11 protein-coding genes are annotated in these 12517 nt (G+C 70.8%); 6 read left to right on the plus strand and 5 right to left on the minus strand.

The features are described 5' to 3' along the window. Positions 1-2 precede the first annotated feature (2 nt). On the minus strand, positions 3-965 hold the full coding sequence (locus H5411_RS23420) for a hypothetical protein (RefSeq protein ID WP_220817345.1): 963 nt from the start codon (positions 963-965) through the stop codon (positions 3-5). Positions 966-1331: 366 nt separating this feature from the next. On the opposite strand from H5411_RS23420, the gene H5411_RS23425 reads away from it, so the two are divergent. Then, positions 1332-1577, plus strand: a complete 246-nt coding sequence (locus H5411_RS23425) for a hypothetical protein (protein ID WP_312878565.1) — start codon at positions 1332-1334, stop codon at positions 1575-1577. Positions 1578-1603: 26 nt separating this feature from the next. Then, entirely contained in the window at positions 1604-2245 is a 642-nt protein-coding gene (locus tag H5411_RS23430; protein ID WP_183124985.1) for a dTMP kinase, read from the plus strand. Here the strand turns inward: H5411_RS23430 and H5411_RS23435 are convergent. Next, complete coding sequence (locus tag H5411_RS23435) at positions 2242-2814, minus strand: TetR family transcriptional regulator (RefSeq protein WP_183124986.1); 573 nt, start codon at positions 2812-2814, stop codon at positions 2242-2244. The genes H5411_RS23430 and H5411_RS23435 overlap by 4 nt on opposite strands. An 85-nt stretch (positions 2815-2899) precedes the next feature. On the opposite strand from H5411_RS23435, the gene H5411_RS23440 reads away from it, so the two are divergent. Further along, a complete protein-coding gene (locus H5411_RS23440) occupies positions 2900-3799 on the plus strand; it encodes an SDR family oxidoreductase (RefSeq protein ID WP_183124987.1) in 900 nt (299 codons plus the stop codon). 32 nt (positions 3800-3831) lie between these two features. On the opposite strand, the gene solA is transcribed toward H5411_RS23440, so the two are convergent. The 3 genes from solA to H5411_RS23455 form a co-directional block, all read right to left on the minus strand. Then, entirely contained in the window at positions 3832-4953 is a 1122-nt protein-coding gene (gene solA / locus H5411_RS23445; RefSeq protein WP_183124988.1) for an N-methyl-L-tryptophan oxidase, read from the minus strand. After that, positions 4950-7184, minus strand: a complete 2235-nt coding sequence (locus H5411_RS23450) for an FAD-dependent oxidoreductase (protein WP_183124989.1) — start codon at positions 7182-7184, stop codon at positions 4950-4952. The genes solA and H5411_RS23450 overlap by 4 nt, the downstream gene beginning before the upstream one ends. A gap of 183 nt (positions 7185-7367) precedes the next feature. Further along, the gene (locus H5411_RS23455; RefSeq protein WP_183124990.1) at positions 7368-8153 is read right to left on the minus strand and encodes an IclR family transcriptional regulator; all 786 of its coding nucleotides are present in this window, start codon (positions 8151-8153) and stop codon (positions 7368-7370) included. Between the two features lie 174 nt (positions 8154-8327). Between H5411_RS23455 and mtrA the strand changes: the two genes are divergently transcribed. From mtrA to H5411_RS23470, 3 genes are read left to right on the plus strand one after another with little or no spacing between them, the layout of a single operon-like run. Beyond that, complete coding sequence (gene mtrA / locus H5411_RS23460) at positions 8328-9005, plus strand: MtrAB system response regulator MtrA (RefSeq protein WP_037355684.1); 678 nt, start codon at positions 8328-8330, stop codon at positions 9003-9005. A gap of 7 nt (positions 9006-9012) precedes the next feature. After that, entirely contained in the window at positions 9013-10743 is a 1731-nt protein-coding gene (gene mtrB, locus H5411_RS23465; RefSeq protein ID WP_183124991.1) for an MtrAB system histidine kinase MtrB, read from the plus strand. After that, positions 10740-12509 (plus strand): LpqB family beta-propeller domain-containing protein, encoded by a 1770-nt coding sequence (locus H5411_RS23470; RefSeq protein ID WP_183124992.1) that lies wholly within the window; start codon positions 10740-10742, stop codon positions 12507-12509. The genes mtrB and H5411_RS23470 overlap by 4 nt, the downstream gene beginning before the upstream one ends. Positions 12510-12517 lie beyond the last annotated feature (8 nt).

Genomic DNA, 12517 nt, shown 5'->3' on the forward strand with positions numbered 1-12517 from the left:
GCTCAGTTCCATTCCACCGCGATGCCGGCCAGCCCCGGGCCGGTGTCGCGGAAATACCCGCTCGTCACGCCGCCGGTGTCGCACGGCAATTCCTCCGCCTCGACCGGCAGCGCGTCGTCGCGGGCGCGGACCTCGCGGGTGATCCGGGCGGGCATCGCGGTCGGCGCGAATTGCAGTTGCAGCAGATAGCTCGCGCACTGGTCGCGCAGCATCCGGTAGTACCCGGGGAACGTCACGGCGGAATTGTCGTGGATTTCGAAGCAGAAAACGTGGATCTCGCCCTCGGCGAGCTTCCGGTCGAAAAGCAGCTCCGTCGCCATCGTCTCGCGCGCCGGATGCCGGCGGATCCGGCCGACGCGGCAGCCTTCCGCGGTGATCAGCTCGACGTCGTCGATCCGGCAGCCGGGATCGCCGTTGTAGACCGCCACGTACCGGTCCGGGCCGTGCCGCCGTGCGCGGGTGACCAGCCGGGTCCGGAATTTCACCTGGTGTTTCTGCTCGTCGATGGTGATCTGGTCGTGCACCGACAGCATTTCCAGGTCGGAGTTGGACTGCCGCGACGCCGGCGCCGCGCCGAGGTCGCTCATCAGCTGCTCGACGATCGCGCCCATCTCGCCCGAGCGCAGGTCGTGGAACGACGCCGCGGCCTGGTGCCCGCGCGGGCGCGCGGTGCGCGGGCCGATCAGCACCACGAGCGCGTCCGCGGGCAGTTGCAGCACCGACTCCAGCGCGCGGACCGCCGGCAGCGCCTTCGGCACCTCCGGCTGGCGCAGCCCGCGCTGCCAGTAGCTCAGCGTCGACTGTCCGATGTGGACGCCACGGAGCGCGAGGTGTGCCCGCAGCCGGGCGAGCGACAGGCCGCGATGCGCGATCGCGAGCCGCAGCGCGTGGTGGAATTCTCCGGATCGCAGTGCTTCGCCGAGCTCGGGCGGCAGTTCACCCGCACCGCGCCGGCCAGGTTCCATGATCAGTGGGCCATCCCCGTCTCGTGCCACCGCTGTCCCTTCAACGCCGCCCGTGCGCTGGGCGTGAATGCCGCGGAACGTTCACGTTAGCAGCGCGCGGTAACGGGTCCGGCCCCCGTTTGGTGTGCTTGGCCACGGAAGGGTAACCGTTCCGTGTTCCACCGCCGACCCGGAACACCCTCGTCGCCGGACGGGCATCTTGCTCGGAGTGATCGGCCGGTTCACCGTTGTGACCACCACTGGCCACGTCTAGGCGGGAGGTGCGTCGTGGGTCTGGGGAAACCGAATCACGTGGGGAGCACTGCCGGGCAGGTCCGGTGGTCCTCGGCCACTTGCCGAAGGCACGTCGGACGCTTGGTGTTTCTCGTGGCGTTCACGGGCCTGGCGTTGCCGGTGTCGGCTCCGGGCGCGGGCGCGGCGCAGCCCGCCGACACCGGCAACGCCCACCTCACGATCGTGCCGCGCGGCGAGGTGATGCCGAGGGACGGCCAGAGCACGCCCGCTCAGCCGCACGGCGACGAATGGATTCCGCTGTTCTGCCTCGCCGGGCTGCTGGTCGCGGTGCCGGCGGGGTACTTCGGCTACGTCCGCGCGCGCCGCGAGACGGCCTGAGCACGCCACCCAGTATCTTCGACGGTGTGGGGCGACTGGTCGTAATCGAAGGTCTGGACGGCGCGGGCAAGCGCACGCTGTCCGAGGGGCTGACCGCTGCGCTGGAAGACACCGGCGCGAGCGTCGGCAGTCTCGCCTTCCCCCGTTACGGCCGCAGCGTGCACGCCGATCTGGTGCGGGAAGCGCTGCATCGAGGACACGGCGATCTCGCCGACTCGGTGTACGGGATGGCGATGCTCTACGCCCTCGACCGCGCCGGTGCGGCCGACGAGATCCGCGGGCTGCTCGCGGCCAACGACGTGGTCCTGCTGGATCGCTACGTCGCCTCGAACGTCGCGTACGCCGCCGCGCGCCTGCGCGAGCACGCGGATGGCGCTGTGGTGCAGTGGGTTTGGGACCTCGAGGTGACGCGGTTCGGGTTGCCGCGGCCGGACGCCCATCTGCTGCTGCGGGTGAGCCCGGAGGTCGCCGCCGAGCGGGCAGTGCGCCGGGCGGAATCGGACACGGCCAGGGCGCGGGACGCGTTCGAGTCGGACGATTCGCTGCAGCAGCGTTGTGCCGCGGTGTACGACGAACTGGCCGCGGCTTCGTGGCTCGCGCCGTGGCAGGTGCTGGACGGCGTGGCCGGCGTCGATCTGCCGACGCTGGCGAAATCCCTGCTCGCTTAGCCCAGGGCCGCGGTCGCGGTGCGCAATTCGTCGAGCGCTTCGGCCGCGAGCGCGCCGAACTCCCGCCGATTTCCGGCGTCGACCCAGCGGAAGAACGTCGTCCCGAACGCGAGGCAGCCCAATTCCGCCGCGACGCGGGCGGTCGGCTCGCTGATCCCGTGTGCGGCGAGCGCGTCGTGCATGGCCTGGACCATCTTGGCGCGCTTGAGCAATTCGCGTTCGAGCAGTTCGCTGTTCGCCGCCACGACCGCCTGCCGGGCTCGGGCCTGAGCCAGCCGCTCGCCGGTGAAAATCGCCGCGACGGCATCCAGTGCCCCGCCGACCGCTTCGAACGGCGTGGCGTCCGCTGGGGTCGCGGCGATGCCTTCGGAGAACAGCCGGGCCAGTTCCTCCTGCCCGCCGAACAGCACTTCTCGCTTGTCGGCGAAATAGCGGAAGAAAGTGCGTTTCGTGAGCCCGGCGCGTTCGGCGATTTCGGCGACCGTGGTCTGGTCGTAGCCGCGTTCGGCGAACAGGTCGAGCGCGGCCTCGGCCAGGCGTTGGCGTGCGTTCGGTTCCCAGCGGCCCATGCCGTCCAGTCTAGGTGATGACACCAGATGACATCCGGCGTATGGTGATGTCACCAGGTGTCATCAACTGTGGAAGGAACATCCCATGCGGGTTTTCGTCACCGGGGGCAGCGGCCACGTCGGCTCCGCTCTCGTTCCCGAACTGCTCTCCGCCGGACACGAGGTGGTCGGTCTCGCCCGGTCGGACGCCTCCGCCGCGGTGCTCGCCGAACGCGGCGCGCAGGTGCGGCGCGGCGACCTCGACGATCTCGACGGTCTGCGCGAAGCGGCCGCCGAGGCGGACGGCGTCGTGCATCTGGCGTTCAAACACGACCTGATGGCCAGCGGCGAGTTCGCCGGCGCGGTCGAAGCGGACTTCGCCGCGCTGGAGGCTCTTGGCGAAACTCTCGCCGGCACCGGCAAGCCACTGGTCTCGACCTCCGGAACCCTGATGCTCACCGGGCTCGGCCGCACCGCGACCGAGGAGGACCGCCTTCCCGGCGGCCCGCGAGTCGACGCGGAGAACTACGTGCTCGGGCTCGCCCAACGCGGCGTCCGGTCGTCAGTCGTGCGGCTGCCGCCGTCGGTGCACAGCTCGCTCGACAAGCACGGGTTCGTCCCGACCATGATCCAGTTGGCCCGCTCGGCCGGGGTTTCGCCGTACGTCGGCGACGGGGCCAGCCGCTGGGCCGCGGGCCACACGCTCGACGCGGCCCGCCTGTACCGGCTGGCGCTGGAGAAAGCTCCGGCCGGATCGATGCTGCACGCGGTCGGCGACGAAGCCATCTCGCTCCGGCAGATCGCCGAGACGATCGGTGCGCGGCTTGGTGTCCCGGCGAAGTCCATCACGCCGGAGGAAGCCCCCACGCACTTCGGGTTCCTCGCGCCGATGGTGCAGGCAGACGCCCCGACCTCCGCCGCGCGCACGCGCGAGCTGCTCGACTGGAAGCCGGAACACCCTGGCCTGCTTGAGGATCTGGCTGAGGAGCACTACTTCGCCTCGTGAGTGTTCATCGCGGTTCTCACCGCGATGAACACTCACGAGAACCTCGCCGGATCGAACAGCGAGATCGGGTGCCGCGTCTCCCCGTCCACCACCAGGTCGGCGAGAATCTCGCCGACCACCGGCACGAATTTGAAGCCGTGCCCGGAAAATCCGCACGCCACCACCACGCGCGGATGCCTCGGGTGCGGGGCGATCACGAAATGCTCGTCCGGGGTGTTGGTGTAGAGGCAGGTCGCCGCGCGGCGAAAGGTCGCCGGGAGCGTCGGCATCCGGGAGCCGACAACGGCCGCGACCTCGCGTACCTCGTCGTCGTGGATCCGCCGGTCGACAGTGTCGGCGGTGCACGGCGTGCCGCCAAGGTGCATGGCGACTTTGACGCCTTGTGCGGTGTGCGCGGGGAATCCGTAGAACTGGTCGCCTTCAGCGGTTTCCCACAGGTAGACGGGATGCTCGGCGAACGGCCGCACGTCCGTTGGTTCGAACCAGTACTGGACCTGGCGGCGCACCTCGAAGCCGACGCCTAGGTCAGCGAGCAGCACGGGTGCCCACGCGCCGGGGCACAGCACGAGCCGCTCGGCGGTGTAGTAGCTCGAAGCGGTGCCGACGCGCACGCCGGATTCCGTGCTGGTCCACGTGAATACCTGCTCTTCGTGGTGCAGTTCGGCACCGTGGCGCGCGGCGAGCCGCAGGTGCGCGGCGACGCTTCCTTCGGGCGACACGAAACCGGCGCCCGGTTCCCACAACGCCACCTCGTCCTCGGCCGGGGTGATGGTGGGGAACCGGCGCCGGATCTCGGCCGGGTCCAGGATTTCGTGCGGGATGTCGAACTTCTCCGCGGAAAGCGTGCTGCCCGCGATCGTGCGCGATTCCGGCGGTCCGCCCATCACCGCACCGCAGCGGGTGAACAGCGACCGCCCGGAGTCGCGTTCGAGTTCGTCCCACATCTCGTGCGCGCGCAGCAGCAGCGGCACGTAATCCGGGCCTTCGAGGTACGCCTGCCGCGTGATCCGCGAACCGCCGTGGCTCGAACCGAGGTTGTGCACCGGAGCGAACTGGTCGATCCCGAGCACCTTCTGGCCCCGTCGCGCCAGCCGGTAGGCGGCCGCGCTGCCCATTCCGCCGAGACCGATCACGATCACGTCGTAGTGCGTCATTCACTGCCCCTCAACGGCTCGGCGGCCACCCGCGCCGCGAGCCGTTTCCCGAAGTGCTCGATTTCCACTGGCGTGCGCGGCCGGGCGTCCGCGACGGGAAGCCACGCGTAGGCCAGGTTTTTGTCGATGGTGTAGCCGTACGCCCCGCTCGTGACGTATCCCGAGGGGCGGCCGTCGACGTACACCGGTTCCCGGCCCTGCATTACGGAACGCGAGTTGTCGACGGTCAAGCACACCAGTTTCCGGCGCGCCGTCGCTGGAGAAAGGTGGAGAAGCGTGTCCCGGCCGAGGAAGTAGCCCTTGTCCATCCGCACCGCGAACCCGAGACCGGCCTCGTACGGGTCGTGCTCGGTGGTCACGTCGATGCCGCAGCTTCGGTGCCCTTCCTCCATCCGGAGGCTGCGCAGCGCGTCTTCGCCGGCCGCGACGATCCCGTACGGCTGCCCGGCCGACCAGAGCGTGTCCCACAGCGACCGGCCGAGATCCGCGCCAGTGTGCAGCTCCCAGCCGGATTCGCCCACGTCGGACACGCGCAGCACGGTCACCGGCACGTCGCCGACATACGTCCGCCGAACGCGGGAGTCCGATGTGGACAGTTCGGGCAGCACCTGCTCGGCGAGCGGTCCCCACAAACCGAGACAGCAGGTGCCGCCGGTCGTTTCGCGCAGCTGGACCGAGCCGTCGCCGGGCAGGTGACGGCGCAGCCAGGCGACGTCCCGGTGGTGATGCGCGGCGACGTGGAACTGCTCCGCGCCGAGCCGGGCGACGGTGAGATCGCTGCGGACGCCGCCGTCTTCGCCGAGCAGCAACGTGGTGGTGACCGAGCCGGGCGGCCGGTCGAGCTGGTTCGTGGTCATCGTCTGCAGGAACGGCAGCGCGCCGCGGCCGGTGATCTCCAGCCGTCGCCTCGGGGTCAGGTCGAACAACGCCACCCGGCTCCGAGCCGCGACGGCCTCCGCACGGGCATCGGTGTACCGCTGAGGCCGCGCCCAACCGTCTTCTTCGCGAAACTCCGCGCCCAGCGCGACTTCGCGCTCGTAGCAGGGAGTGGTCCGCAGCAGTTCCGGCGCTGGCCGCGGATGGCCCGCCGCCGCCAAGCTCCGCTCCCGCACCCGGCCGGGTGCGAGCTGCAGCCGATCGAACCGGGCAAGGTCGACGGAGTGCAGGTCGAGGTGCGCCTGCCCCTCGATGAGCCAGCGCGCCAGCTCCCGGGCGACCCCGGCGGACCACGCGCAGTCCACCGCCTCGGCGATCCAGAACCCGTCGAGATCGGGATGCTCGCCCAGCAGCGGCAACCCGTCCGGCGTACCCGGGACCAGGTGCCGGACGCCCTCCTCGACCTTCGCGTCGGCGAGTGCGGGTACCAAGCCGAGCGCGGCCGTCCACGACTCCTCGAAGCCCGCCGGAGCGAACGCGGCGTCGGTGTCGACCGGACCCAGCGCGCTGATGCCCAGCCGGTCGATGTGCTCGCGCAGCGCCAGCCCGGCCCCGCGCAAGATCGGCTTGTCCGCCTCGGTGAACGGGTCGTTGTCCCCGGCGAGACGCGCCAGCGGCGTGGTCAGCGCGTGCTCGACGGCGATCGGCACCACCGGCACGGCGAGGTCGACCAGCCGCCCGAACCGCGGTCCGCGTACTCCAGCGCAGGAGACGACCACGTCGGCACGGAACCGGTCGGTCGCGGTCGCCACCGCGGTCACCCGGCCCGCCGTGCGCACGATCTCCACAATCTCTTGCCCAGTAAGGAATTTCGCGCCTCGCTCCGTCGCGCGGCGAGCTTGGGCGTGTGCCGCGCGGAGCGGTTTGACCAGCCCGTCGCCGGGGACGTGCAGGCCGCCGGACACCTTCGCGGAGTCGAGCAGCGGGTGCAGCTGAGCGCATTCGCCCGGTTCGCGCAGATAGCCGCGCACGCCGGACGATGTCGCCCAGCCCAGCCGTTGCCGCAGCCGGGAAAGCTGCTCGGGAGTGGTCGCCAGTTCGAGGCTCCCGACCGGCTGGAAGCACCAGCCGCCGTCGACGGTCAGCCCGCTGTACTTCTCCGCGGTGTACTTCGCGAACTCGGACGCCGTGCGGTCGGCGTGCGTGCGGAAGAGCAGTCCCGGCCCGGGCGAGGCGATCGCCGGTTCCGGTTCGAGGACGGTGACGTCCGTCCAGCCTCGTTCGGTCAGCTCGTCGGCGACCGCGCAACCGAGGAGTCCGGCGCCGAGCACAACGACCCGCGGTCGCACCGCCATCGCGAGGTACCTCCTGCCTGCCGGCCGTCGCGGACGGCCCGGCTCGGGACGAGACAGGCATGCCGGAACGCCCCCGCCGGGGATCGGACGCGTTGCGGATGGAGATCGATGTTCCGTCTGCTGCAACTCACAAATTGCGGGATCGCGGGCGCGCTGTCAAGAGAGCCGCCGCGGCCGCCGGGTTCACGCGGAGAAGTAGCCGAGCTGAGCGGAAAGTTCCCGGGCCGCCTCGGCCATCGGCGCGACGATCTGCCGGATCCGCTGTTTGGACAGCCGGTAGGACGGACCGGACGCGCTCATCGCCGCGACGACCTCGCCGCCGGGCCCGCGCACCGGCACCGCGACCGCGTGCATGCCCAGTTCCAGCTCCTCGAAGGAGGCCGCGTAACCGTCCTCGGCGACGCGGTCCAGTTCGGCCGCCAGCTCGTCCCGGTCGACCGTGGTGCGCGGCGTGTACTGCTCCAGCTCGTGCGCGAGCATCCGCTTCCGCTCGGCCTCGTCCATCGCCGCCAGCAGGACCTTGCCGCTGGACGTGGCGTGCAGCGGCGTGCGCTGCCCGGTCCAGTTCTGCGTGGTGATCGCCGCCGACCCGCGGGCCTGGCTGATGTTGATCGCGACCCCGTCGTCGGCGATCGCGATGTTGACCGTCTCGCCCAGTTCCTCGGCGAGCGCCTGGCAGGTCTGCCTGCCGAGCTTCGCGAGGTCCATGCGGCCGGTCGCGGCGCCGGCCAGCCGGACCACGCCGAACCCGATCGCGTACTTGCCGCGTTCGCCCAGCTGCTCGACCAGCCCGTGCGCCTCCAGCACGCTCAGCAGCCGGGACGCGGTGGACTTGTGCACGCCCAGCTCGCCCGCGATCTCGGTGATGCCGGTTTCGCCGTTGCGGGCCAGCAGCTCCAGGACGTTGATCGCCCGGTCGACGGACTGCACCGCGCTTCCCGTTGCGTTTCCCGAGTCCTGGTTCCGCATAGCGCAACAGTAACCGCTCGGCTGCGATCTGTTCGGCTGAGCGGGGGAATCCGCCCGCGACCGGGGCGCCGGACGCGTCCGGATGGCCCAACCGGGCCGGTGATCTTGATCTTTCCGGTGGTCAAACGCGCGGGTCGTGCGCACGGGTGCGGGCGGTAGTGCGAACATGTGGTCATGAAGGCACGTGTCTTGGTGGTCGACGACGACCCGGCGCTCGCGGAGATGCTCACCATCGTGCTCCGCGGCGAGGGGTTCGACACCGCGGTGGTCGCGGACGGTTCGCGCGCGCTTCCCGCGCTCCGGGAGCTGAAACCGGACCTGGTCCTGCTCGACCTCATGCTGCCCGGCATGAACGGCATCGACGTGTGCAAGGCGATCCGCGCCGAGTCCGGCGTGCCCATCGTCATGCTCACCGCCAAGAGCGACACCGTGGACATCGTGCTGGGGCTCGAGTCCGGCGCCGACGACTACGTGGTCAAGCCGTTCAAGCCGAAGGAACTGGTCGCCCGCGTGCGCGCCCGGATGCGCCGCACCGAGGCCGAGCCCGCCGAATCGCTCACCATCGGCGATCTCGCGATCGACGTTCCCGGACACGAGGTCACCCGCGACGGCAAGGCGATCCCGCTGACCCCGCTCGAATTCGACCTGCTCGTGGCGCTGGCCCGCAAGCCGCGCCAGGTGTTCACCCGCGAGGTGCTGCTCGAACAGGTGTGGGGCTACCGGCACGCGGCCGACACCCGGCTGGTGAACGTGCACGTCCAGCGCCTTCGCTCGAAGGTGGAGAAGGACCCGGAGCACCCGGAGGTGGTGCTGACGGTGCGCGGGGTCGGGTACAAGGCCGGCCCGCCGTGATCCGCCGATGACCGGTTTCGCGGGGCGGCTTCGCGCCGCCGCCCGCGCCGCGGCTCGGCTTTCGGCCCGGGGCGTGGTTTTCGCACGCCGCCGCGCGGTGGCGTTCAACGAGTTGTGGAAGCACTCGCTGCAGTTCCGCGTCACGATCTCGACGCTCGCGTTGTCCTCGGCCGTGGTGTTCGTGCTGGGCATGGTCCTGCAGAACCAGATCACCGAACGGCTGCTGGACACCAAACGCCGCGCCGCGGTCGAGCAGACCCAGGCGCTCGCCGACACCGCCGCGCGCGAACTGGTCGGCGTCGGCGGCGAGTCCGCGGACGCGCTGCACACGCGGTTGCAGAACGCGCTCAAGAAGATCTCCACCACTTCCTCGTCGCGCGCGGGTTCCACCGCGGGCACCTTCGAACCGGTGCTGGCCAGCGTCGGACGCGGTCAGTCGGACACCGACCCGGTGTACGTCGGGCCGTTCAACTCGGTGCCGGAGCGGCTGCGCCAGTTCGTCGAGGCCGACCACCTCGCGCGGCTCGAGCACACAGTCGACGAGAACGGCGTACGGACCACGTACCTGATCGTCGGCACTCCGCTCGCGACCGCGGCCAGCCCGCTGCAGCTGTACTTGCTCTTCCCGCTCACCAGCGAGCAGACCACCGTCTCGACCGTGCAGAACACCTTGTTCGTCGCCGGCATCGTGTTGTTGCTGCTGCTCGCCGGCATCACGAACCTGGTGGTCCGGCAGGTGGTGCGGCCGGTCCGGCAAGCCGTCGCGGCGGCCGAACAGTTCGCCGGCGGCGACCTCGACCAGCGGCTCGCCGTCGTGGGCGAGGACGACCTCGCCAAACTCGCGGTGTCCTACAACAGCATGGCGGCCAGCATTCAGAACCAGATCCGCCAGCTCGAGGAATTCGGCGGCCTGCAGCGCCGGTTCACCTCCGACGTGTCGCACGAGCTGCGCACCCCGCTGACCACCGTGCGGATGGCCGCCGACGTGCTGCACGCGTCCCGCGAACAGTTCCCGCCCGGCCTCGCCCGCTCGACCGAACTGCTGGTCGACGAGCTGGACCGGTTCGAGGCGCTGCTCGGCGACCTGCTGGAGATCAGCCGGCTCGACGCGGGCGTCGAGGAGCTGTCCGCCGAATACATCGACGTGCGGCCGATCGCGACGCGTGCGGTCGAGCAGGTGCGGGTGCTCGCCGGAACCGCCGGCAGCGCGGTCGAACTGGTGCTGCCGGACGAGGACGCCTCCGCCGAGGTGGACGCGCGGCGCATCGAACGGATCCTGCGCAACCTGCTGGCCAACGCCGTCGACCACAGCGAGGGCAAACCGGTGGTGCTGACGGTGGCGGTGAACGAGTCCGCGGTCGCGATCACCGTCCGGGACTACGGCGTCGGCCTGCGGGCGGGGGAGGCCGAACTGGTGTTCAACCGGTTCTGGCGCGCCGACCCGTCGCGCAACCGGCGCACCGGCGGCACCGGGCTCGGCCTCGCGATCAGCCAGGAGGACGCGCGGCTGCACGGCGGCGTTCTCGACGCGTGGGGCGAACCGGGACACGGCGCGTGCTTCCGGCTCGTGGTGCCGCGCCGGCAGGGCGTGCCGATCGCCGACAGCCCGCTGGTGCTGCCGCCGCCGGACGCCGTTTCGGAGATCACGCTCTCGCCGTCGTCGGTCGCCGAACTGCATCCCGCGCCGGAGGCGATCCTCGCCGATCCGGGGCCGGACCGGGAGGAGGTCGGCCAGTGAGGCGAGCGCTTCTCTTTCTCGCCTGCGCTCTGGTGCTCGTGAGCTGCGCGAACGTTCCGCAGGAATCGCTGCCGGTCGTGGTGTCCGCCGAAAAGGCCCCGCAGCAGGCCAACGACGCTCCGGAGCCGCCGGCCAACGCCGACCCCCTCGACATCGTGCGGCTGTTCATCAAGGCCAACGCCGATCCGCGGTCGGGCAACGCGGCCTCGCGGGCGTTCCTCGACGACAAACAGCGCGGCGCGTGGCGGCCGAACCGCTCGTTCACGATCATCGACAAGACCTTCAGCACGGTCTACGACACCGCCGCCAGCACGGGCCCCACCGCGACGCCCACGCCGTCGTCGACGGCGCCGGACCCGAACGTCCGCACGGTTTCGGTGCGCGGTTCGGTGCTCGGCACCCTGAGCGCGGACTCCGCGTTCATCCCCGGCAGCGGCCCGGCCGAGCAGACCTTCCAGGTGCGCAAGCAGGCCGACGGCCAATGGCGGATCTCCAGCCCGCCCCCGCCGGTGCTGCTGGTGACCGACGACGAGTTCGACGGCAACTACAACCCGGTCTCGGTGAGCTTCTACTCGGCCGACTCCGGCTCCTTCGTGCCGGACCTGCGCTACGTTCCGGCGAAACCGCAGTCGGGCATGCCGGGCCGCGTGATGGACCTGATCCTGCAGGGCCCGTCCGCCGGGCTGACCGGCGCGGTGAAGAACCTGTTCGGCGACGGGGTGTCGCTCGAAAACAACGTCAAGAACAACGACGACGGCTCGTTGACCGTGCAGCTGACCGGGCTCGCCGGGGCCAGCCCCGAGACGCGGTCGTTGATCGCCGCGCAGATCGTGCTGTCGATGCAGACCGTCACGTCCACCCGGATCCGGCTGCTCGCCGACGGCGCGCCGCTCGTGCAGGGCCACGAGTACTGGCGCAGCAGCGACGTGCCCGCGTACAACGCCGCTTCGTCGCCGAGTTCGGACCTGCAGGGACTGATGACGATCGGCGGGCGCATCCGTTCGCTCGGCGACGGCGCTCCGATCGCGGGTGCGGCAGGCAACGGCGCGTACGCGGTGGTGAGCGCGGCCCAGTCGATCGACGGCAAACGCCTCGCGGTGGTCGAGCAGGACGGCGACCGCGTGCGGCTGCGCATCGGCGATCTCGGCCGCGACCTCCCGACGGTCGACCTCGGCGGCGGTTCGCTGAGCCGTCCGACCTGGCGTCCGGCCCAGACCGGAGCCGGGCCGTCGAACGAGGTGTGGACGGTCGTCGACCATTCGATCATCGCGCGGATGGTGCTCGACCCGAACGGCCATTGGCTGCGCCAGAGCGTCAACGCGAACGACCTGCTGGCGTTGGGGCCGATCGGCGTCCTGCGGCTTTCCCGGGACGGCGCTCGCGTGGCCGCGACGGTGAACGGCCAGCTGGTCGTGGCGTCGGTGGTGCGCAGCGGAGACACGGTCACCTTGCGCGAGCCTCGGGTGCTGCAGCCGGGCGTCCTTTCGGACGTCTCGGATGTGGACTGGGGTTCGACGCCGGACACTCTCGTCGCCGCGACGTCTTCGCCCTCACAGCCGGTTCAGCGGCTGTCGGTGGACGGCAGGCGGATGGACGCTTACAACAGCTCGAACCTCACCGCGCCGGTGCGTGCGGTCGCGGCGGCTCCGAGCCGGCCGATCGTGGTCGCGGACGCCGGTGGGCTGTGGACGGCGACCGAACTGGGCGAAGTCTGGCGGCCGCAGGCGCACTCGATGCAGAACGCGGATCCGTTCTATCCGGGATGATTCCTGGA

This window comes from Amycolatopsis echigonensis (assembly GCF_014174495.1).
Lineage (GTDB): Bacteria > Actinomycetota > Actinomycetes > Mycobacteriales > Pseudonocardiaceae > Amycolatopsis > Amycolatopsis echigonensis.